Annotated in this window: 21 protein-coding genes; 8 read left to right on the top strand and 13 right to left on the bottom strand. The window is 61.8% G+C overall.

Annotated elements, in window-relative coordinates; all coding sequences use genetic code 11:
- Positions 1-75 precede the first annotated feature (75 nt).
- Together ptsP and WBR57_RS30390 are read right to left on the bottom strand one after the other, a co-directional pair.
- A complete protein-coding gene (gene ptsP / locus WBR57_RS30395; RefSeq protein WP_424089327.1) occupies positions 76-2,355 on the bottom strand; it encodes a phosphoenolpyruvate--protein phosphotransferase in 2,280 nt (759 codons plus the stop codon).
- A gap of 22 nt (positions 2,356-2,377) precedes the next feature.
- Positions 2,378-2,857, bottom strand: a complete 480-nt coding sequence (locus tag WBR57_RS30390; RefSeq protein WP_003176750.1) for an RNA pyrophosphohydrolase — start codon at positions 2,855-2,857, stop codon at positions 2,378-2,380.
- A 143-nt stretch (positions 2,858-3,000) separates the two neighbouring features.
- On the opposite strand from WBR57_RS30390, the gene WBR57_RS30385 reads away from it, so the two are divergent.
- Positions 3,001-3,657 carry an HAD family hydrolase gene (locus WBR57_RS30385; protein ID WP_424089325.1) on the top strand — a complete coding sequence of 219 codons (657 nt, stop codon included), beginning with the start codon at positions 3,001-3,003 and terminating at the stop codon, positions 3,655-3,657.
- 112 nt (positions 3,658-3,769) lie between these two features.
- Here the strand turns inward: WBR57_RS30385 and WBR57_RS30380 are convergent, their stop codons facing one another.
- Together WBR57_RS30380 and ilvA are read right to left on the bottom strand one after the other, a co-directional pair.
- Positions 3,770-4,183, bottom strand: coding sequence for a DUF2269 family protein (locus WBR57_RS30380; protein WP_424089323.1), 414 nt, complete (start codon positions 4,181-4,183; stop codon positions 3,770-3,772).
- Positions 4,184-4,223: 40 nt separating this feature from the next.
- Positions 4,224-5,738 carry a threonine ammonia-lyase, biosynthetic gene (gene ilvA / locus WBR57_RS30375; RefSeq protein WP_424089321.1) on the bottom strand — a complete coding sequence of 505 codons (1,515 nt, stop codon included), beginning with the start codon at positions 5,736-5,738 and terminating at the stop codon, positions 4,224-4,226.
- A 136-nt stretch (positions 5,739-5,874) separates the two neighbouring features.
- Between ilvA and rpiA the strand changes: the two genes are divergently transcribed.
- A complete protein-coding gene (gene rpiA, locus WBR57_RS30370; protein ID WP_424089319.1) occupies positions 5,875-6,546 on the top strand; it encodes a ribose-5-phosphate isomerase RpiA in 672 nt (223 codons plus the stop codon).
- 62 nt (positions 6,547-6,608) lie between these two features.
- Here rpiA and WBR57_RS30365 read toward each other — a convergent pair whose 3' ends face one another.
- The 4 genes from WBR57_RS30365 to WBR57_RS30350 all read right to left on the bottom strand — a co-directional run bounded on the left by WBR57_RS30365 (position 6,609) and on the right by WBR57_RS30350 (position 10,893).
- On the bottom strand, positions 6,609-7,523 hold the full coding sequence (locus tag WBR57_RS30365; protein ID WP_424089317.1) for an SdiA-regulated domain-containing protein: 915 nt from the start codon (positions 7,521-7,523) through the stop codon (positions 6,609-6,611).
- A 120-nt stretch (positions 7,524-7,643) separates the two neighbouring features.
- Complete coding sequence (locus WBR57_RS30360; RefSeq protein ID WP_424089315.1) at positions 7,644-8,570, bottom strand: SdiA-regulated domain-containing protein; 927 nt, start codon at positions 8,568-8,570, stop codon at positions 7,644-7,646.
- Positions 8,571-8,811: 241 nt separating this feature from the next.
- Positions 8,812-9,477, bottom strand: a complete 666-nt coding sequence (locus WBR57_RS30355) for a fumarylacetoacetate hydrolase family protein (protein ID WP_424089313.1) — start codon at positions 9,475-9,477, stop codon at positions 8,812-8,814.
- A 21-nt stretch (positions 9,478-9,498) separates the two neighbouring features.
- Positions 9,499-10,893 carry an FAD-binding oxidoreductase gene (locus tag WBR57_RS30350; RefSeq protein ID WP_424089311.1) on the bottom strand — a complete coding sequence of 465 codons (1,395 nt, stop codon included), beginning with the start codon at positions 10,891-10,893 and terminating at the stop codon, positions 9,499-9,501.
- Between the two features lie 205 nt (positions 10,894-11,098).
- Between WBR57_RS30350 and serA the strand changes: the two genes are divergently transcribed.
- Positions 11,099-12,328 carry a phosphoglycerate dehydrogenase gene (gene serA, locus WBR57_RS30345; RefSeq protein ID WP_010167810.1) on the top strand — a complete coding sequence of 410 codons (1,230 nt, stop codon included), beginning with the start codon at positions 11,099-11,101 and terminating at the stop codon, positions 12,326-12,328.
- Between the two features lie 63 nt (positions 12,329-12,391).
- Here the strand turns inward: serA and WBR57_RS30340 are convergent, their stop codons facing one another.
- Positions 12,392-12,832: a DUF4399 domain-containing protein gene (locus WBR57_RS30340; RefSeq protein ID WP_424089309.1), complete on the bottom strand. Its 441-nt coding sequence runs from the start codon at positions 12,830-12,832 to the stop codon at positions 12,392-12,394.
- Positions 12,833-12,966: 134 nt separating this feature from the next.
- On the opposite strand from WBR57_RS30340, the gene WBR57_RS30335 reads away from it, so the two are divergent.
- Positions 12,967-13,461 (top strand): transporter substrate-binding domain-containing protein, encoded by a 495-nt coding sequence (locus WBR57_RS30335; RefSeq protein ID WP_424089307.1) that lies wholly within the window; start codon positions 12,967-12,969, stop codon positions 13,459-13,461.
- A gap of 37 nt (positions 13,462-13,498) precedes the next feature.
- Here the strand turns inward: WBR57_RS30335 and WBR57_RS30330 are convergent, their stop codons facing one another.
- Together WBR57_RS30330 and WBR57_RS30325 are read right to left on the bottom strand one after the other, a co-directional pair.
- Positions 13,499-13,984, bottom strand: coding sequence for a DUF523 domain-containing protein (locus WBR57_RS30330; RefSeq protein WP_424089305.1), 486 nt, complete (start codon positions 13,982-13,984; stop codon positions 13,499-13,501).
- A gap of 2 nt (positions 13,985-13,986) precedes the next feature.
- Entirely contained in the window at positions 13,987-14,619 is a 633-nt protein-coding gene (locus WBR57_RS30325; RefSeq protein WP_424089329.1) for a 2OG-Fe(II) oxygenase, read from the bottom strand.
- Between the two features lie 131 nt (positions 14,620-14,750).
- On the opposite strand from WBR57_RS30325, the gene WBR57_RS30320 reads away from it, so the two are divergent.
- On the top strand, positions 14,751-15,503 hold the full coding sequence (locus tag WBR57_RS30320; RefSeq protein WP_424089303.1) for a DUF2059 domain-containing protein: 753 nt from the start codon (positions 14,751-14,753) through the stop codon (positions 15,501-15,503).
- Between the two features lie 43 nt (positions 15,504-15,546).
- On the opposite strand, the gene WBR57_RS30315 is transcribed toward WBR57_RS30320, so the two are convergent.
- A complete protein-coding gene (locus tag WBR57_RS30315; RefSeq protein WP_424089301.1) occupies positions 15,547-16,488 on the bottom strand; it encodes an alpha/beta hydrolase in 942 nt (313 codons plus the stop codon).
- Positions 16,489-16,587: 99 nt separating this feature from the next.
- Here WBR57_RS30315 and WBR57_RS30310 point away from each other — a divergent pair, with 99 nt between their 5' ends.
- Together WBR57_RS30310 and WBR57_RS30305 are read left to right on the top strand one after the other, a co-directional pair.
- Positions 16,588-17,163 (top strand): DUF6436 domain-containing protein, encoded by a 576-nt coding sequence (locus tag WBR57_RS30310; protein ID WP_424089299.1) that lies wholly within the window; start codon positions 16,588-16,590, stop codon positions 17,161-17,163.
- 31 nt (positions 17,164-17,194) lie between these two features.
- The gene (locus WBR57_RS30305; protein WP_424089297.1) at positions 17,195-19,549 is read left to right on the top strand and encodes a penicillin acylase family protein; all 2,355 of its coding nucleotides are present in this window, start codon (positions 17,195-17,197) and stop codon (positions 19,547-19,549) included.
- 69 nt (positions 19,550-19,618) lie between these two features.
- Here the strand turns inward: WBR57_RS30305 and WBR57_RS30300 are convergent, their stop codons facing one another.
- A complete protein-coding gene (locus tag WBR57_RS30300) occupies positions 19,619-20,599 on the bottom strand; it encodes a GlxA family transcriptional regulator (protein ID WP_424089295.1) in 981 nt (326 codons plus the stop codon).
- Between the two features lie 261 nt (positions 20,600-20,860).
- On the opposite strand from WBR57_RS30300, the gene WBR57_RS30295 reads away from it, so the two are divergent.
- Entirely contained in the window at positions 20,861-21,502 is a 642-nt protein-coding gene (locus tag WBR57_RS30295; RefSeq protein ID WP_424089293.1) for an HD domain-containing protein, read from the top strand.
- Positions 21,503-21,617: the final 115 nt, after the last annotated feature.

Genomic DNA, 21,617 nt, shown 5'->3' with positions numbered 1-21,617 from the left:
GGGTCAGCCACATATTCGGCGACTGGCACTCTGCATTCGCGAGCAAGCCCGCTCCCACATTTTGATCAATGTTGCTTAGAGGGTTTTGGCCGAAGCCGGGTTGATCATCCGCGTCAGCCCCAGGTTCTTCAGCGCCAGTTGCAGCGAGCTGTGGATAACCTGCGGGTTGTCGATAGTCATCAACTCCGCCAGCAGCTCCTTGGCCATGCTCAGTTCGACTTGGCGCAATAGCCATTTCACCTTCGGCAAGTTGGTGGCGTTCATCGACAGGCTGTCAAAGCCCATCGCCATCAACAGCACTGCCGCCGCCGGGTCACCAGCCATTTCACCGCAGATGCTCACCGGCTTGCCTTCGGCATGGGCGTCGCGCACCACGTGTTGCAAGGCTTGCAGTACCGCCGGGTGCAAATAGTCGTAAAGGTCGGCCACCCGTGGGTTGTTGCGGTCCACGGCCAGCAGGTACTGGGTCAGGTCGTTGGAACCCACCGACAGGAAGTCCACCTGCCGCGCCAGCTCTTTAGCCTGGTACACCGCCGCCGGAATCTCGATCATCACGCCAATCGGCGGCATCGGCACGTCAGCGCCTTCGTCGCGCACTTCGCCCCAGGCCCGGTGGATCAGGTGCAGGGCTTCCTCCAGCTCGTGGGTGCCGGAGATCATCGGCAGCAGGATGCGCAGGTTGTTCAGGCCTTCGCTGGCCTTGAGCATGGCGCGGGTCTGTACCAGGAAAATTTCAGGATGGTCGAGGGTCACGCGGATGCCGCGCCAGCCCAGGAAGGGGTTGTCTTCCTTGATCGGGAAATACGACAGTGACTTGTCGCCGCCGATGTCCAGGCTGCGCATGGTCACCGGCAACGGGTGGAAGGCCTGCAGTTGCTCGCGATAAATCGCCAGCTGCTCCTTCTCACTCGGGAAACGCTGGTTGATCATGAACGGCACTTCGGTGCGGTATAGCCCCACCCCTTCGGCGCCGCGCTGTTGCGCACGGGCCACGTCGGCCAGCAAGCCGGTGTTGACCAGCAGCGGCACGCGGTGGCCGTCGAGCGTCACGCACGGCAGCTCGCGCAACGAATCGAGGCCCAGCGCCAGTTGTTTCTCTTCTTCCACCACCTCGGCGTATTGCTTGCGCAGCAGCTCGCTGGGGTTGGTGAAGACTTCGCCACGATGGCCATCGACGATCATGTCGATGCCGTCGACCTTGGAGTACGGCAGGTCCACCAGGCCCATCACCGTCGGAATGCCCATGGCCCGGGCCAGGATCGCGACGTGGGAGTTGCCCGAACCCAAGACCGAGACCAGGCCCACCAGTTTGCCCTCCGGCACTTCGCCGAGCATGGTGGCGGTCAGTTCTTCACTGATCAGGATGGTGTTGTCGGGGTAGACCAGGTTGGTGGTGCGGTCTTCCTGCAGGTAGGCCAGCAGGCGGCGACCGAGGTCACGCACATCCGAGGCCCGCTCGCGCAGGTAGGCGTCGTCCATCAACTCGAAACGGTTGACGTGATCGGTGACCACCTGGCGCAACGCGCCCTGAGCCCACTGGCCGGTCTTGATCACGGATTTGACTTCGTTACCCAGGGACGCATCGTCGAGCATCATCTGGTACACGTCGAACAGCGCGCGCTCTTCGGGGCGCAGTTGCGTGGCCAGCTTGGTCGACAGGTTGCGCATGTCGGCGCGCACGCCTTCCAGGGCGGTCTTGAACAGTTTGATTTCAGCGTCGATGTCGTCGACGCTCTTGTCCGGCACCACATCAAGGTCGGCCGGTGGCAGCATGACCACCGCGGTACCGACCGCCGCACCCGGCGAGCCCGGCACGCCGACGAACTTGGCTTCCTGGATGCCCTTGCCCTGGCGCCCCAGGCCGCGAATCGAGCCGGTGGCCTCGGCGTGGGCGATAACCCCGGCGAGCTGCGCGCTCATGGTCACGAGGAAGGCTTCTTCACCTTCGTCGAACTGGCGGCGTTCTTTTTGCTGGATGACCAACACGCCGACAACGCGGCGGTGGTGAATGATCGGTGCGCCGAGGAACGAGGCGTAACGCTCTTCGCCGGTCTCGGCAAAGTAGCGATAACGCGGGTGATCGGCCGCGTTTTCGAGGTTCAGGGGTTCTTCACGCGTCCCCACCAGGCCCACCAGACCTTCATTGGGCGCCATGCTGACCTTGCCGATGGAGCGCTTGTTCAGGCCCTCGGTGGCCATCAGCACAAAACGGTTGGTCTCGGGGTCCAGCAGGTAAACCGAGCAGACCTGGCTGCCCATGGCTTCCTTGACGCGCAACACAATAATCCCCAACGCCGCCTTGAGATCCTTGGCGGAGTTAACTTCCTGGACGATCTTGCGCAGCGTATTGAGCATGGCTCGGGGTCGAACTCCGTCGTCAGTCGCGCGCTAAAAGGCGCGGGGCAAGCTCTTTGAGAGCGCGACGATAAACCTCGCGCTTGAATGTCACCACCTGGCCCAACGGGTACCAATAGCTGACCCAACGCCAGCCATCGAACTCCGGTTTACCGGTCAAATCCATCCGCACCCGCTGCTCGTTGGAGATCAGGCGCAGGAGAAACCATTTCTGCTTCTGGCCGATGCACAGCGGTTGGCTGTGGGTACGCACCAGGCGTTGCGGCAAACGATAGCGCAACCAGCCACGGGTACAGGCCAGAATTTGCACATCTTCACGCTCAAGGCCGACTTCTTCATTCAACTCACGGTACAAGGCGTCTTCAGGGGTTTCATCGGGGTTGATTCCGCCTTGAGGAAACTGCCAGGCATCTTGGTTGATTCGGCGAGCCCATAGCACCTGTCCGGCATCATTCGTAAGAATAATCCCGACATTAGGACGGAAACCATCGGGGTCGATCACGGCAACAACCTCGCAAACGCATGTCACCGCATTGTTCCACAAAGATTGATACAGCGGCAACGAGGCTTCTTACCTTATGTGCACTCTTGTGAAAAGACCGTATTCTGGACGCCTTTTTACAGACTTTTCAGCGAGTAACTGCAATGCGCCTGGCTTTATTCGACTTGGACAACACCCTTCTCGGCGGTGACAGCGACCACGCCTGGGGCGATTACCTGTGTGAACGCGGGATTCTCGACCCGGTGGCCTACAAGGCGCGCAACGACGAGTTCTACCAGGATTACCTGGCCGGCACGCTCGACAACGCCGAGTACCTGAACTTCTGCCTGGAGATTCTCGGCCGCACCGAGATGGCTCAGCTCGAGGAGTGGCACAGCGACTATATGCGCGACTGCATCGAGCCGATCGTGCTGCCGCTCGCCGTGGAATTGCTGGCCAAGCACCGCGCCGCCGGCGACAAACTGGTGATCATCACGGCCACCAACCGCTTCGTCACCGCGCCGATTGCCGCACGCCTGGGCGTGGAAACCCTGATCGCCACCGAATGCGAGATGGAAAATGGCCGCTACACCGGGCGCAGCACCGACGTGCCGTGCTTCCGTGAAGGCAAGGTGACGCGTTTGAATCGTTGGCTGGAAGAGACCGGGTATAGCCTGCAAGACAGCTACTTCTATAGCGATTCGATGAATGATTTGCCGTTGCTGGAGCAGGTGACGCATGCAGTGGCAGTGGATCCGGATCCGAGTCTGCGGGCTGAGGCTGAGAAACGTGGTTGGCCGGTGATTACTCTGCGCGGCTGATAACGCTTTCGCGAGCAAGCCCGCTCCCACATTTGATCGAGTTCCACCTTTGGAATGCAGTCGAATGTGGGAGCGGGCTTGCTCGCGAATGAAGGCGACCCGGTTTCAAGTCTTAAACGGGTTTGGCACCCATCAACCCGGCAATCGCCACAAACCCCACCAGGCTCACAACCGCCAGCGCCACGGTAAAGTTCAAACTCCCCGCCCCGCCCAATCGCGGTCGATTAAGCCGCACCACCAGCCAGAACCAGCTCAGCGCCGCCACGGTGTAGAGGATGCTGGAGCCCAGGATCCAGGTTTGCCCCAGCGGCCAGCCAACCAAGTGCACCAGCCACCAGCCGGTAAACGGCATGCTGACCACGCAAATTCCCATCAGCAACCACACAAACGCCCAGGGGCGCTGCACGGTAACGGCCGGGCCGACGCTACGTTTGCGCCAGGCCAGCAGCGCCAGGCCAAGGCCGCTGAGCAGCAGCAACACAGTGGCTGCAACGTGGATAACCTTGAGGGTGGTCAGCGTTTCCATGGTCTCGATTCCTTAAAGGCCGCTCAGTCAGCGTAGTCGCTCAACCGAGGAACAGCTGGTAGGCCGGGTTTTCGCTTTCATCCCAATACGGGTAGCCGATCTCGGCCAACGCGGCGGGCACCAGGTGGCGCTCGTCCGCGGGCACTTGCAGGCCGGCGACCACACGGCCGTCGGCCGCGCCGTGGTTGCGATAGTGGAACATCGAGATGTTCCAGCGCCCGCCTAATTTGTTAAGAAAGTTGAACAACGCGCCCGGACGCTCAGGGAATTCGAAACGGAACACCAACTCATCGCTGACCTTGGCCGCATGCCCGCCGACCATATGGCGAATGTGCAACTTGGCCAGCTCGTTCTCGGTCAGGTCCAGCACCGGGAAACCCTGGCTGGTCAGGCTGGCGATCAGCGCGCTGCGCGGGTCGCTTTCCGGGTGGGTCTGCACGCCGACAAAGATGTGCGCCTCGCTGCCGGTGTGGTAGCGGTAATTGAATTCAGTGATCTGGCGCTTGCCCACGGCCTCGCAGAACGCCTTGAAGCTGCCTGGCTGCTCTGGGATGGTCACGGCAATGATGGCTTCGCGGCCCTCACCCAGTTCGGCGCGCTCGGCCACATGGCGCAGGCGGTCGAAGTTGACGTTGGCCCCGGAATCGATGGCCACCAGGGTCTGCCCGCTGACGCCACGGGTCTCGACGTATTTCTTGATGCCCGCCACGCCCAACGCGCCTGCCGGCTCGGTGATGGAACGGGTGTCGTCGTAGATGTCCTTGATCGCCGCACAGATTTCATCCGTGCTGACGGTGATCACTTCATCCACATAGTCTTTGCAGATTTCAAAGGTGTAATGGCCGATCTGCGCCACCGCCACGCCATCGGCGAACAGGCCCACGGTCGGCAGCACCACGCGCTCGCCCGCGGCCATGGCGGCTTGCAGGCAGTTGGAGTCGTCCGGCTCGACGCCGATGACCTTGATTTCCGGGCGCAGGTATTTCACGTACGCCGCGATGCCGGCGATCAGCCCGCCGCCGCCCACCGGCACGAAAATCGCGTCCAACGGCCCAGGGTGCTGGCGCAGGATTTCCATCGCCACGGTGCCCTGCCCGGCAATGGTGTGCGGATCATCGTAGGGGTGAATGTAGACGTAGCCTTTTTCGTCGACCAGTTTGAGCGAGTAGGCCAGGGCTTCCGGGAAGGAATCACCGTGCAGCACCACTTTGCCGCCCCGTGAACGCACGCCTTCGACTTTGATTTCCGGGGTGGTCTTGGGCATCACGATGGTCGCCTTGACCCCCAACACCTTGGCCGCCAGGGCCAGGCCCTGGGCGTGATTGCCGGCTGAGGCGGTGACCACGCCGCGCGCGCGCTCTTCAGCGCTGAGCTGGGTCAGCTTGTTGTAGGCGCCGCGAATCTTGAACGAGAACACCGGCTGCAAGTCTTCACGCTTGAGCCAGACCTTGTTGCCGAGGCGCTCGGAGAGCTGGCGCGCGGTCTGCAGCGGGGTTTCTACGGCAACGTCGTAAACGCGCGAGGTGAGGATCTTTTTGACGTACTGTTCAAGCATCGGAAAGCATCACTGGGCGGGTTGGGCAGGGCCAAGGAGTCTAACCCAGCGTTTGGCCGGGAGACCACACGAATCCCAAGGTTTGTTGGGGTATACTCGCGCCCCTCGATAACTCCCCGCCCGTTCCGGAGCCCGCATGACCCAGGATCAACTCAAACAGGCAGTGGCCCAGGCCGCCGTCGATTTAATCCTCCCAAAACTCGACGACAAGAGCATCGTCGGTGTCGGCACCGGCTCCACCGCCAACTGCTTTATCGATGCGCTGGCCCAGCACAAGGGCGCGTTCGACGGCGCCGTGGCCAGCTCCGAAGCCACCGCTGCGCGCCTCAAGGGCCACGGCATTCCGGTGTACGAGCTCAACACCGTGAGCGACCTGGAGTTCTACGTCGACGGCGCCGATGAAAGCGACGCGCACCTGAACCTGATCAAGGGCGGCGGCGCAGCCCTGACCCGCGAGAAGATCGTCGCGGCCGTGGCCAAGACCTTTATCTGCATCGCCGACGCCAGCAAGCTGGTGCCGGTACTCGGCGCGTTCCCGCTGCCGGTCGAAGTGATCCCGATGGCCCGCAGCCACGTAGCCCGCGAGCTGGTGAAGCTGGGCGGCGACCCGGTGTACCGCGAAGGCGTGCTGACCGACAACGGCAACATCATCATTGATGTGTTCAATATGCAGATCACCGATCCGGTGGCGCTGGAAACTCAGATCAATGCGATCGTCGGCGTGGTCACCAATGGCCTGTTCGCTGCGCGCCCGGCGGATGTGCTGCTGCTGGGCACTTCCGAAGGCGTGAAAACCCTCAAGGCCTGAGAACGCTACAGGTCAAATGTGGGAGGGAGCAAGCTCCCTCCCACATTTTGATTTGTGCAGTGTCAGGGATTTGGTTTTTTGAACACGTAAAACAGGTTCGGCTCGCTGACCATGTACAAAGTGCCATGGTCATCCATGGCGATCCCTTCGGCCTGCGGCACTCGCTTGGTCAGGCCGTGGCGCCCGTTGAGCAACGACAGACTGCTCAACGGGCGACCGTCGATATCCAGTTCCAATACCAGAAACGACTCATCCGACAGTGCCAGCAAATGGCCGCTGCGCTCGTCGTATTGCAGGCTCGACAGGTCGCGCACAAACAGCCCGGCGTCACGCTTGGGGTTGTTGATCACGTGCACCGAGTAGGTTTTTTCCGGCTTGAAATGCGGGAAGCCGTGGACCTCGTAGATCAGCATCGGGTCGCGCTCCTTGGCCACGAACAGGCGCTTGCCGACGGAGTCGTAGGCCAGGCCTTCGAAGCCCTTGTTGCCACCCACGTGCAGGCCCAAGGTCATCTGTTCCGCATCGGCGGCGTCAAGAAATTGCGTGTCGTCGTCCACATGCACTTTGATCAGCCGCTGCTGGCGCTCATCGCTGATCACATAGATGTTGTCGCTGATAAATTCCACCGCCTCGGCATCGCCAAAGCCTACCAAGGGAATACGCCGCAGGATCTTGCCCTCCAGGGACAGCTCGATCAGCTCGGCGTTTTTATTGGTGACGGTAAACAGGCTTTTGCGCACTGGGTCGTAGGTCAGGGCCGACACGTCGTCGTCCAACCCCTCGATCACCTGGGCTTCCAGCGCCACGCGGTATTCGGCCAGGCCAATCGAGCGCTCGTCCGCCGGTTGGTGCCAGGCTTGCCAGTTGAACCAGGCGCGCTCGAACAGGCGAAAGTGCTGCGCAATGGCCGCGGCGCTGACCAAGGCGATCAGCACGAGCAATAACAGTAGGGGTTTGGGGCGGGCAAGTCGGCGCATCGGGCGGGCTCAAAGTCAGAAGTGGCGAATGAATATCACGCCTGTCTGAATTTAAACTTAAACACGCCCGAATGTCTGGTGAATGCCGCTCATGGAGCCGTAAGCGGCGTAAACCGCTGGCTATTTCTGCTTTTCGAAGCGGTAGAACAGGTTGGGCTCACTGACCATGTACAGCGTGCCGTTCTCGTCCAGGGTCACGCCTTCCGCGCGCGGAATAGTATTTTTGAGCCCGTTGAAACCGCCGAGCAGGGTCATGAAGCTGACTTGTTCGCCTTTTTCATCCAGCTCGAGCAACAAGTGGGAATCAGCCGAGAGCACCAGCAAGTGGCCGGTGCGCGGGTCGATGGCCAGGGCCGACAAGTTGCGCATGTCCAACTCTTTACTGGCCAGCTTCTGCTTGTCGCCGGACAAGGTCGGGCCGCCGTCGCTTTTCCAGGTGAACAAGGCCGGCGGACGCTCCTCGCCTAACACCAGTTGCTGGTTGCGCTTGTCCCAGGCCACGGCTTCAAAGGCTTTGTTCTGGTCCGCGGACGGGCCCAAGTCATAATTCGGGAAATCGGCCTTGTTCAATTGCTGAGTGGTGGCATCGACCTTGACGATTGTCAGGGTGTGCTGACGCTCGTCGGTCACAGCCAACAGGCCGTTTTCCATCACCGTCACGCCTTCCGGGTTATCCCAGCCGTTGAGCGGCATCTTGCGCAGCACATCGCCTTGCAGGCTCAGTTCGACCAGGAAGGGGTTTTTGCCCATCACGGAGAACAGGGTTTTGGTCTGCGGATTGTAGGAGACGTCCGAGGCCTCGTCCTTCTCCATGCCCGGCAACAACTTGCCATCGATGACGGCGTGGTAGTCCGGCAGCCACACACTTTCCTGGCGCTCGGCCGGGGTTTCGAAGCGTTCCAGCACCCACAGCAGGCCGCGATCGTCCCAGTGCATGACCCACGCGACGCCATAGACGATCACGCCAGTCAGGAACAACCAGGAATACCAGCGCAGCGCCAGTCGAGAGCGAGGCTTGGAGGTAGCAGAAGGCAGAGGCACGGCCATTGAGCGCTTTTCCGGGAAGTCAGCTTAAGGGGTAGCACAGGATCGAGGGGCCCGCGTGCTGGAGGCCAAGGATTATCCGGATGGTGTGTGAAAAAAATGCGAAACCTTGGATTTCTCGGCTGTACGCAAATAAATGTGGGAGCGGGCTTGCTCGCGAAAGTGGTGTGTCAGCCCGCTGATTTGGCGACTGACACTCTGCATTCGCGAGCAAGCCCGCTCCCACATTTTTGACCTCGCTTGGTTAGCGAACGCTGCTTTCGAAGCTGTTCACGCCCGACAGCTCAAGCACCAGCTCATCGCCGACATTCAGCGGGCCCACGCCAGCCGGGGTGCCGGTGAGGATCACGTCACCCGCCTGCAGCGAAAAGCAGCCGGCCATGTGCTGGATCATCGGGATGATCGGGTTGAGCATCTGCGAGCTGTTGCCGTCCTGGCGCACTTCGCCATTGATACTCAGGCGAATGCCGATATCGGTCACGTCCGGGAACGTGCTACCGACCACGAACGGCGCGATCACCGCCGCGCCGTCGAACGACTTGGCGATTTCCCACGGCAGGCCCTTGGCCTTCAGCTCGGCCTGCTTGTCGCGCAGGGTCAGGTCCAGCGCCGGGGCAAAGCCGGAGATGGCATCGAGCACTTCTTCACGGCTGGGCTTGGTCGACAACGGTTTGCCGATCAATACTGCGATTTCAGCTTCGTAGTGCACCGAACCGCGCTCGGTAGGAATAGCGAAACCGCCCTCCAGCGGCACCACGCAGCTGCCCGGCTTGATGAACAGCAACGGTTCGGTCGGCACCGGGTTGTCCAGTTCCTTGGCATGTTCGGCGTAGTTACGCCCAATGCACACCACTTTGCCCACAGGAAAGTGGATGTTGGTGCCGTCGACGTACTTGTGCTGGTAGCTCATGAAACGACTCCTTAAGGGCGGTTAAACAGCGAAGATCTTGCCAGGGTTCATGATCCCGTTCGGGTCGAACACCGCTTTCACTGCTTTCATGTATTCGATTTCAACCGGGGAGCGGCTGTAAGTCAGGTAATCGCGCTTGGTCATGCCCACGCCGTGTTCGGCGGAGATCGAGCCGTTGTACTTCTGCACGGTTTCGAACACCCACTTGTTCACGGTGGCGCACTTGGCGAAGAACTCGTCCTTGCTCAGGTTTTCCGGCTTGAGGATGTTCAAGTGCAGGTTGCCGTCGCCGATATGACCGAACCAGACGATTTCGAAGTCCGGGTAGTGTTCGCCGACGATCGCGTCGATTTCCTTCAAGAACGCCGGGACCTTGGAGACAGTCACCGAGATATCGTTCTTGTACGGGGTCCAGTGGGAAATGGTCTCGGAGATGTACTCGCGCAGTTTCCACAGGTTGTGCAGCTGGGTTTCGCTCTGGCTCATCACGCCGTCCAGCACCCAGCCCTGCTCCACGCAATGCTCGAAGGTTTCCAGCGCATGGTTGGCGACTTCTTCGGTGGTGGCTTCGAATTCCAGCAGTGCGTAGAACGGGCAGTCGGTTTCGAACGGCGCCGGCACATCGCCACGCCCCATGACTTTCGCCAGGGCTTTGTCGGAAAAGAACTCGAAGGCGGTCAGGTCCAGCTTGCTCTGGAACGCGTGCAGCACCGGCATGATCGAGTCGAAATCAGTGGTGCCCAGCACCATGGCGGTGAGGTTTTTCGGCGCGCGGTCCAGGCGCATGGTGGCTTCCACCACGAACCCCAGGGTGCCTTCGGCGCCGATAAACAGCTGGCGCATGTCGTAACCGGTGGCGTTCTTGATCAGGTCTTTGTTCAGCTCCAGCAGGTCGCCCTTGCCGGTGACGACCTTCATGCCCGCCACCCAGTTACGGGTCATGCCGTAGCGAATCACCTTGATCCCGCCGGCGTTGGTGCCGATATTGCCGCCAATCTGGCTCGAACCCGACGACGCGAAGTCCACCGGGTAGTACAGGCCTTTTTCTTCGGCGACGTTCTGCAGTTGCTTGGTGACCACACCCGGTTGGCACACGGCGGTGCGGTCGGTGAGGTTCACGTCGAGGATCTGGTTCATGTAGTCGAACGACACCACCACCTCGCCATTCGCCGCAACGGCGGCTGCCGACAGGCCGGTACGACCACCGGATGGCACCAGCGCGACCTTGTGTTCATTGGCCCAGCGGACGATGGCCTGCACCTGCTCGGTGGTCTTGGGGAACACGATGGCACTCGGCGCGGGCGCGAAGTGCTTGGTCCAGTCCTTGCCGTAAGCCTCCAGGGAGTCGGCATCGGTCAGGACCTTGCCAGGCTCAACCAGGGTCTTCAGCTCATCAATCAGGGCAGGATGGGTCATCGACAGAACTCTCGAACAATTCATGGTCATCCTGAGAACGCTTCACGTCGCAGGAATGGGTGTTTAGCGGGGCACGTATGCTAGCATACCGCCCCCGCAGGACAGAGCCCAAGGGCGTTTCTGCGGTGACGGCTTTCCTGCCGTCCGGGTCAGCTTGCGCTGCTCGATTCCCTGCCATTTTTCTCCGGGATACAGGTTTACGCAGATGAGCAAGACTTCTCTCGATAAGAGCAAGATCAAGTTCCTTCTTCTGGAAGGCGTCCACCCATCGGCTGTCGACGTACTGAAGGCCGCTGGGTACTCCAGCATTGAGTACATCACCAGTTCTCTGCCGGAAGCCCAGTTAAAGGAAAAGATCGCCGACGCGCACTTTATCGGCATTCGCTCCCGCACTCAGCTGACCGAAGAGATCTTCGACCACGCCAAGAAGCTGGTGGCTGTCGGCTGTTTCTGCATCGGCACCAACCAGGTCGACCTCAACGCAGCGCGCGAGCGCGGCATCGCGGTGTTCAACGCACCGTACTCCAATACCCGTTCCGTTGCGGAGCTGGTGCTGGCCGAGGCGATCCTGCTGTTGCGCGGCATTCCTGAGAAGAACGCTTCCTGCCACCGTGGCGGCTGGATCAAAAGCGCGGCCAACTCCTTCGAAATCCGCGGCAAGAAGCTGGGTATCGTCGGTTACGGCTCGATCGGCACGCAGTTGTCGGTTCTGGCTGAAGGCCTGGGCATGCAGGTGTTCTTCTACGACACCCTGACCAAGCTGCCATTGGGCAACGCCACCCAGGTGTCGAGCCTGACCGAGCTGCTGGGCATGTCCGACATCGTCACCCTGCACGTGCCGGAAACCGCTGAGACCCAGTGGATGATCGGCGAGAAGGAAATCCGCGCGATCAAGAAAGGCGGGATCCTGATCAACGCCGCGCGCGGCACCGTGGTCGAGCTGGACGCCCTGGCCGACGCGATCAAGGACAAACACCTGATCGGCGCCGCGATCGACGTGTTCCCGGTAGAGCCGCGCTCCAACGACGACATCTTCGAAAGCCCGCTGCGTGGCCTGGACAACGTGATCCTGACCCCGCACATCGGCGGTTCCACCGCGGAAGCCCAAGCCAACATCGGCCTGGAAGTATCGGAGAAGCTGGTCAAGTACAGCGACAACGGTACGTCGGTGTCCTCGGTCAACTTCCCGGAAGTGGCCCTGCCGGCTCACCCTGGCAAGCACCGTCTGCTGCACATCCACCAGAACATCCCTGGCGTGATGATGGAGATCAACAAGGTCTTCGCGGAAAACGGCATCAACATCTCCGGTCAGTTCCTGCAGACCAACGAGAAAGTCGGCTACGTGGTGATCGACGTCGACGCCGAGTACTCGGACCTGGCGCAAGAGAAGCTGCAGCACATCAACGGCACGATTCGTAGCCGCGTGTTGTTCTGAGGTTTCCAGCGCTGCATAAAAAGGGAGCCCCTCGGGGCTCCCTTTTTTGCATCTGAACAAATCTTACTTGACGTTAACCGTGATGACTTTCGAGGCTACAGTAGGCTTGAACTGGCGATGCACGTTGTCGCCAGCCACCAGTTGCAAAGTGTGTTTGCCCGGGGTCAGCGTCAGTTCGGTTTCGGTTTGCGCCTTGCCGAAGTGAATCGAGGTGGCGGTGGCCGGGATAGCCTCGTCGGCCTTAAGCGCCTTCACGTTCTGGTCGACCAGCAGGTGGTGGTGACCGGCGTTGGGGATTTGCTTGTCGATCGGCTCCAGGTCCAGGCCCTTGACGCCGAATTTGACGGTGAAGGTTTTGTCGACCGTTGCGCCGTCCTTCGGCGAGACGATAAACACTTCAGCACCTTTGGGCGCAGGCGTACGCGGAAGGTCTGCGGCGCTGGCCAACATCGAGGTACCCAGCAACAGGCTGGCAATCGTTGCACGGGACAATAAGGCTTTCATTCGCTTCTCCAGTTTTTCCAGGAAATCTGTTGGGTTGTGACAACTTCGCGACAAATTGCTGTCCAAGGCACTCAACACCCTAGCAAAGCGATGCTGAACGGCGCCTCGCACAGACGAATTCTTTAGGAGTGACCATGCGCTTTTCGCCTGGCCTGTTACTTTTGCTGCCCCTCATGAGCCCCCTGGCTCACGCCGAATTGGTCGATGACGTGTTTGACCGCGGCGAACTGCGCATCGCACTGGAAGCCAACACTGCGCCGTTCAACTTCAAGGAAGGCGACAAACTCACCGGCTTCGAAGTTGAACTCGGCGAGCAACTGGCCAAGGAGATGGACGTACGTCCCTCATTCATCACCACCGATGACACCGACATGCTGCCAGGCGTTGAAAGCGGCAAGTACGACGTGGCCATCAACCATATCGCTATGACTGCCGAGCTGCAGGATCGTTTCGATTTCAGTGAGGCTTACAACGAGAAGCCGGAGCTGGTGATTCCGTTTCAAAAAGGCAACCCGGCGTTCAAGGCCAGCCTGGACAAGGCGTTGCAGCGCGTGAAGGCCGATGGCCGCTTGAAAGCGCTAGCGCAAAAATGGCTCGAAGACGGCACGCCGGCAGTCAAGGCACAGTAGATCAACGGTGGGAGCGGGCTTGCTCTCACATTTTGATCTAGGCAAGGCTTGAGAGATGCAGCGCCGCTTCGGCCAATTCCAACTCGCTGAACACCCGCACCCCGTGGCGCCTGAGCAGCGCCGCCGTCACGCCTTCGCCGCGCACTTTTACGCCGCTGAACGTACCGTCATAGGTCAGCAGGTTGCCGCAGGATGGGCTATTGGCCTTGAGCACGGCGATGCGGATGTCGTGGCGCCGCACCAGCGCCAAGGCCTGGCGGGCACCGTCGAGAAAGGCGGCGCTGAAATCTTCGCCGTCGGCGGTCAGCACTTGGGCGCGCCCTTCCCATACATCAATGCCCTGCCCGCCCGGGATTTCAGCGGACGGCCGCGGCGTGGGCAAACCGCCCGAGACTTCCGGGCAGATCGCAACCACACGGCCTTCGGCCTGCCACGCCGCCAGTTGGTCGAACGGCCCGCTGGCCCCGCCGTCGTAGCGCACCTTGTGCCCCAGCAGGCAGCGGCTGATCAGAATCTTTTGCATGGTTAAAACGGCTCGTTGCCCCGCCGACGGAACCAGCCGGTCAGGGACAGGCGTTCGCGCGTGGCGGGCATGACTTCGTGGGGCACCTCGCCCGACAGGAACACCACCAGGCAACCGCCGGTGGGCACCACATCGTATTCGACGCCGCCCTTGAGGTACATGCGCAACTGCCCGCCATGCTCGGGCAGCCAGGCGTCATTCAGGTAGATCACCGCCGAGACCATGCGCCGGTCATCGTCACGGAAACGGTCCAGATGCTTGAGGTAAAACGCCCCCGGCGGGTACATCGCGAAATGACTTTCGAAATCTTCCAGGCCGAGAAACAGATGGCGGTTCATCGCCAGGCGCAGGCTGTCCATCAACGTCATGTAGTTGTCGCAGACCGCCGCGTCGCCCTCTTCCAGCCACTGGATATGGTCACCGCGAATGCCTTCGCGAATCTCCTGTGCCGGCCCGCGCCCCACCGACGCCGGGGCCAGTTCACCTTCGGCCGCACGTTTACGGCACTCAGCCGCCAGTTCCAGGGTCAGAGCCTGGGGCAGGAAGCCGTTCTGCTGCGACCAGCCTTTTTCGGCCAGGTCGTCGACAATGCGTTGCAGCAGGGGGTGATCAAGGGGTATTTGCATGGCGCGCATAGTATCCATACGCCTGTGAATCCGACAGAGCCGCCGAGCGTCTGAATACACTTTAGTCAGGTGACCGATAGGATTTCTCGACAAATCGTACGCCCGACACGGACAATAGTGGCCGACTGACAGGAGTCCATATGCGTCGTTTGTTTTTTTCCTTGCTGATGTTCTGCGTTTTGCCCGCCTGGGCAGACGGCCATGACCAGTTGTACAAGGTTGCCGGCTGGGCCGAACAACGTGCGCATTTCAATGACGCCCTCAGTGCCGCCCAGCAACGCTACCGCAATAGCCTGCCGCCGGCGGTGTACCAGGCGTTGGTGGACAACAGCAATAAACGCTTTGCGGCCCAGGCCATGGACCAGCGTGCCGAGGCGCAGTTGCGCAAAAACCTTGCGGATCCGAAACCTGCCCTGGCGTTTTTCCAATCGCCACTGGGCCGCAAGATCGTCGCCGCCGAATTGCTCGCCACGCGCCGCGACCAGCTGGCGAAAAACGCCCAGGGCCTGCCGAAAATCGAAGCCGACGCCACCCGCAGCCTGATCATCGGCCACCTGGCCCAGGCCCTGCCCGCGCGCGAAGCCGGTGCGGAAGTCAGCCTGGCGATTGCCGGAGTGGCCGCCGACAGCCTGAGCCAGATGATCCCCGGCCTGCTCGGCGGCGGTCAGGCCCAAGGCATGTTGAACGGCCAGCGTGAGCGGCTGATGCAGCAGATCGACAAGGACCTGAACAATACGCTGCTGTACGTGTACCGGGACTTATCCGACCCGGAGCTGGAAGAATTCGCCACGTTTGCCGAGTCGCCGGAGGGTAAGACGTATTACCAGGCGGCGCTGGCAGCGATTCGCGCAGGTCTGGCAGTCGGCCAAAGCACCTCCAGCCTGTCGCAGTAACCAATGTGGGAGGGGGCAAGCCCCCTCCAACAATTGGATCGTGTTATTTCAGATGGTCTGTGAGGTACCTGAAGTATTCATCACGAATCTGCGCAATCTCATTCGCCAGGTGATGCCGACCACGCGGCAGCATCAACACGTCAGGCTGATCGAACTTGCCCCGCAGCACCTGCAAATTGTGCTGCCAGTCCACCGTCATATCTTCCTCACCCTGCACAATTACCGGTCGCCGCTGGCTGCGCGGTGCGGCTTCGATGCGCTTGATCCAGCGCGCCAGCGCGCCCACCCAAGCGGTGGGCAGCTGGCGCGGTTGCAGCGGGTCGGCTTCCAGGAACGGCTTGAAGGCCGGGTCTTGGGTGTTCTCGCTGAAGCGCCGCGCGATGCCTTTGACGAACGGGCGCAGCAGGTAATAGCTGACCTGCGACCACCCCCACGCACGCGGCCGCACCAACGGCGACAGCAGAAACGTCTTGCCCTGCGCCGGGCTGGTAGCACCCTGGGTGAGCAAGTGGTCTACCACCACCGCGCCGCCGGTGCTTTGCCCGAACAGGTGCCAGGGCTGCGGCAACTGCAACGACTCGGCCTGGGCGAACAGGCCCTGCATCACGTGCTGATACACCGCAAAATCATCGATGCTGGCGCGCGCGCCACTGGATAAACCGTGGCCCGGCAAGTCGCAGGCAATCACCACAAAGCCCTGGTCCAGCGCCCAATCGACCACATGGCGGTACAGGCCCATATGGTCGTAGAAGCCGTGGAACATGAACATCGTCGCCACCGGCGTTGGCGGCCACCACACCTGCGCGACCACCGCAAACCCATCGACTTCAAAGCGCCCGAGGCGGCTCACCGGCGGCACGCTGCGTGCGGCCAGGTCCAGCCCGTAGAAACGCTGGTAGACCCGCGCCTCGGCGCTCAGCGGCTGGGCATCCGACAGAGGCCGCAAGCTGTCGCGCAGATGATCAGGGTCAAAGGTAACGGGCATAAAGGGTTCCAGACTGACGGCGAAGATGAATATCGAGCTGCGATATTCATCTGTCAGGACAAGCATGGCAAGCTACGCGACCTGCGAGGATACATCCGAATGCGACAGCCCTACCGCGCCACCCTGTTCGCCAGCCTGATCCTGGTTATCTGCGCCGGCGTGCTGTGGGCCGCGTATGACTGGTTCCAGGGCCGCTACCTGCGGGCCTTCAGCGAACACACGGCAGTGTTCTCCGGCGATGCCCTGCGCCTGCCCGCCGAGCTCAGCGGCCCCGGCCCGATCCGCCTGGTGCACTTCTGGGACCCGGCCTGCCCGTGCAACGTCGGCAACCAGCAACACCTGGGCGAACTGATCGAGCATTACGCCCCCCAGGGCGTCGAATTCTATGCCCTGCAAAAACCCGGCAGCCACGGCAAGCTGCCCGACAACCTGCGCAACATGAAGACCCTCACCCTGTTGCCCGGCGCCGACCACGTACCGGCCAGCCCGGCCGTGGGGATTTGGGACCGGACCGGCAAGCTCGCGTATTTCGGGCCCTACAGCGAAGGGCTGACGTGCAATTCCAATAACAGTTTTATCGAGCCGATTTTAAAAGCCCTTGAAGAGGGCCGTGAGGTGAATGCCACGCACACCCTCGCAGTGGGCTGCTATTGTTCGTGGTCGAAGGATTTGTAGCCCGCCACCTCACTTTTGCTAAGGAATGTTCATGAAGCGCGTCTTGCGGGTTCTCGCGGTGCTGGTGGTACTGATCGCCCTCGGCGCTGGCTGGTACGTCTACAGCAAGCAGCCCACCCGTCAGGGCACGGTTGAGCTGGCCAACCTGCAAGGCTCGGTCACGGTGCGCTACGACGACCGTGGCGTGCCGCATATCCGTGCCGAAAACGAAACCGACCTGTATCGCGCCCTCGGCTATGTGCATGCCCAGGACCGTCTGTTCCAGATGGAGATCATGCGGCGCCTGGCCCGTGGCGAGCTGGCCGAGGTGCTGGGGCCCAAGCTGCTGGACACCGACAAGCTGTTCCGCAGCTTGCGTATCCGTGAACGCGCCTTGAGTTACGTGGAACAGCTCGACCACGACGCCCCGGCATGGAAGGCCCTGCAAGCCTATCTGGACGGGATCAACCAATATCAGGACAGCCACGCCAGCCCCATGGAGTTCGACGTGCTGGGTATCCCCAAGCGGCGGTTTACCGCCGAAGACACCATCAGTGTCGCCGGGTACATGGCCTACAGCTTTGCAGCTGCGTTTCGTACAGAACCCTTGCTCACTTACGTCCGCGACCAACTGGGCAGCGACTACCTGAAGGTCTTTGACCTCGACTGGCAACCCAAGGGCGCGCTCAACCTGGCCGCCAGTGATTGGCACAGCCTCGGCGCCCTCGCCGCCCTGAGCGAACAGGCGCTGGCGGATAACGGCTTGCCGCAATTCGAAGGCAGCAACGCCTGGGCCATCAGCGGCAGCCGCACCAGGAGCGGCAAGCCACTGTTGGCGGGCGACCCGCATATCCGTTTCTCGGTGCCGTCGGTGTGGTACGAGGCGCAACTCTCGGCGCCAGGCTTTGAGCTGTACGGGTATCACAACGCGCTGGTGCCGATGGCGTTCCTGGGGCACAACCTGGATTTCGGCTGGAGCCTGACCATGTTCCAGAACGATGACCTCGACCTGATCGCCGAAAAGGTCAACCCGGACAACCCCAACCAGGTCTGGTACCACGGCCAGTGGGTCGACATGACCCGCAGCGAACAACAGATTGCCGTGAAGGGTCAGGCGCCAGTCACCCTCACGCTGCGCCAGTCGCCCCACGGCCCGATCGTCAATGACGTGCTCGGCGAGAACGGCGGCAACACGCCGATTGCCATGTGGTGGGCATTCCTCGACACCCAGAACCCGATCCTCGAAGGTTTCTACCAGCTCAACCGCGCCGACACGCTGGCCAAGGCGCGCGCGGCGGCGGCCAAGGTGTCGGCGCCGGGGCTGAATATCGTATGGGCAAATGCCAAGGGCGATATCGGCTGGTGGGCGGCGGCGCAGTTACCGATTCGCCCGGCCGGCGCCACCCCTGGGTTTATCCTCGACGGCAGCACCGCCATGGCCGACAAGCTGGGCTTTTACCCCTTCAGCGCCAACCCCCAGGAAGAAAACCCAGCGCGCGGTTATGTGGTGTCGGCCAATGCCCAGCCGGTGTCGCCGACCGGCATGGAGATCCCCGGTTACTACAACCTTGCCGACCGTGGCCAGCAGTTGAACGCGCAACTGAGCGACAACAGCGTGAAGTGGGACGTGAACAACAGCCAGGCCTTGCAGCTTGGCACCACCACGGCCTTCGGCCCACGCCTGCTGGCGCCGCTCTTGCCGGTGTTGCGCGAGGTCGTCAAGGACCCGGCACAGCTGAAACTGGTGGAACAGCTTGCCAGCTGGAAGGGTGACTACCCGCTGGACTCCACCAGCGCCACGCTGTTCAACCAGTTTCTGTTCAACCTCGCTGACGTCACCTTCCACCCGAAACTCGGCGACGGCCTGTTCAAGACCCTGCTCAGCACACGCGTGATCGATGCTGCCTTGCCGCGCCTGGCGGCCGCTGCCGATTCGCCTTGGTGGGACGGCCAGCGCCCGGCCAAGGTCAAACTCGCCTGGGACAACAGCCTCGCGCACCTCAAGGCCACCTTCGGCGACGACCCTGGCCAGTGGCAATGGGGCAAGGCCCACACCCTGACCCACGGCCATCCGCTGGGCTCGCAGAAACCCTTGGACCTGATCGTCAACGTCGGCCCGTTCCCGGCACCGGGCACTCACGAAGTGCCGAACAACCAATCGGCGAACATCGGCCCGGCGCCGTGGCAGGTGACCTACGGCCCGTCCACCCGCCGCCTGATCGACTTTGCCGACGCGGCCCACGCCCTGACCATCAACCCGGTCGGGCAAAGCGGCGTGCCGTTCGACAAGCACTATGGCGACCAGGCCGAAACCTATATCGAAGGCGGCTACGAACAGGCGCATTTCAGTGATGAGGAGATCACCGCAAATACGCGTGGCACCCTCAAGCTGTTGCCCGCACGATAGCCGCGTGTAAATCAGTCAAAATGTGGGAGCGGGCTTGCTCGCTCCCACATTCGACTTGCAGTGTGACCGTCACCGCGCTGGCAGAGGCCCCGGCGCCGCGAAGTTCAGCCTGAATTGTTGCGGCGTCACCCCCAGGCGGCGGTTGAACACGCTGCGCATGTGCTGGGCGTCGCGAAAGCCGCATTGATAGGCCACGGTTTTCAGCGGTGCACGGCTGCTTTCGAGCATCACCCGCGCCGCATCCACCCGTGCCCGCTCGACAAACTCTGCCGGGGTGATGCGCGCCTCGCGGGCAAACACTCGGGAGAAGTTGCGCGGGCTCATATTGGCCGCCGTGGCCAGGTCGGCGATGCTCAGGTCACCGGTCAGGTTGGCCAGCACATACAGCTGCACCAGCGCGACCGCCGAGGTGGCCTCGGCGTGGGGTGTAAGGAACGGGCTGAACTGCGATTGCCCACCCGAACGCTGGGTAAACACCACCAGGCGCTTGGCCACGCTCAGCGCCACTTCCGGGCCATGGTCCTGGGCCAGCAGGTACAACGACAAGTCGATACCCGCCGTGACCCCGGCCGAGGTGTAGAGGTTGCCGTCTTGCACGTAAAGGCGGTCGGCGTCGACCTGGGCCGAGGGGCACAGGCGCGCCAGGTCCGCCGCATCGTTCCAATGGGTGGTGATGGTTTTGCCATCGAGCAGACCGGCCCGGGCCAGCATAAAGGCGCCGTTGCAGATCGAACCGAAGCGCCCTGCCCTCGCCGCAGCCGCGCGCAGCCAGTCATCAAACGCCACGCCGATATCCTCGAACGGCAACTGCGGGCCGCCCGCCACCAGCAGCAGGTCATAGGCTTGCACGGCGTCGCTGTAATGCCGGTGGGCCTGCAATGACAAACCGTTGGACGCCGCCAGGGTGCCGTGGCCCAGGCCGATCACTTCCAGCTGGTAATGGTCCTGCGGCGGCAAAAAACGGTTGGCCTCACAGAACACATCCATGGGGCCGGTCACGTCCAGTGACTGGACGCCGGGGAAGATCAGGATGGCGACGGTTTTGCTCATCAACAACTCACCTTCTACTGAAAAAACATAAATCCCTGTGGGAGCTGGCTTGCCTGCGATGGCATCCCCCAGTCTAACTGACAGACCGAGGCGCCAGCATCGCAGGCAAGCCAGCGCCCACATTTGACCGTGCACGGCCTTGGCACGATGTGCAACCACATTGGCCGGGATCGCACCCTCGCCGCAATAGCCGCGTCGCGGGCACGCGACCAGACTGGACTCATCGGCGCCACCCCCGGCGCTTGCTTGAGGAGAACGACCATGAGCACCACCATCGCCGGCATCCAGATCCCGGACAGCGCCCTGGCCAAGGCCACTACCGAGTACATCCGCGACGTCGAATCCGACCTGCTGTACCACCACTCGCGTCGGGTATTCCTGTTCGGCGCCTTGAGCGGTGAACGCAAACAACTCGCCTACAACCCCGAGCTGCTTTACGTCGGCGCGATGTTCCACGACCTGGGCCTGGTTGCAGGCCATCGCAGTGACAATGAGCGGTTCGAAGTGGACGGCGCCAATGCGGCGGCGGCGTTCCTCAAGCCTTACGGCCTGAGCGATGACGATATCGAACAGGTGTGGTTGTCCATCGCGCTGCACACCACGCCGGGTGTGCCGCAACACCTGCGCCCGACCGTGGCGTTGGTGACGGCAGGCGTGGAGATGGACGTGCTGGGCGTGGACTACGCCGCGTTTAGCCACGTGCAGCGCGAAGCCGTGGTGCATGCGCATCCACGCGGTGAGGGGTTCAAGGAATGCATCATCTGCGCGTTTGCCGACGGTTTGCGCCATCGCCCGCAGACCACGTTTGGCAACGTGAAGACCGACGTGCTGGTGGATCAGGAGCCGGGGTTCAAGCCGATGAACTTTGTGGAGGTGATTCGCACGTCGCCGTGGGCTGCATAGTCGACGTGAAATGCAATCAAATGTGGGAGGGGGCTTGCCCCCGATTGCTGAGTGTCAGTCACTGCATCTATTGACTGACCCACTGCCATCGGGGGCAAGCCCCCTCCCACATTTG

The organism is Pseudomonas sp. (genome assembly GCF_049590575.1).
Lineage (GTDB): Bacteria > Pseudomonadota > Gammaproteobacteria > Pseudomonadales > Pseudomonadaceae > Aquipseudomonas.
The sequence above is the reverse complement of the archived record's forward strand: the minus strand, read 5'-3'. Positions and strand labels throughout refer to the sequence as shown.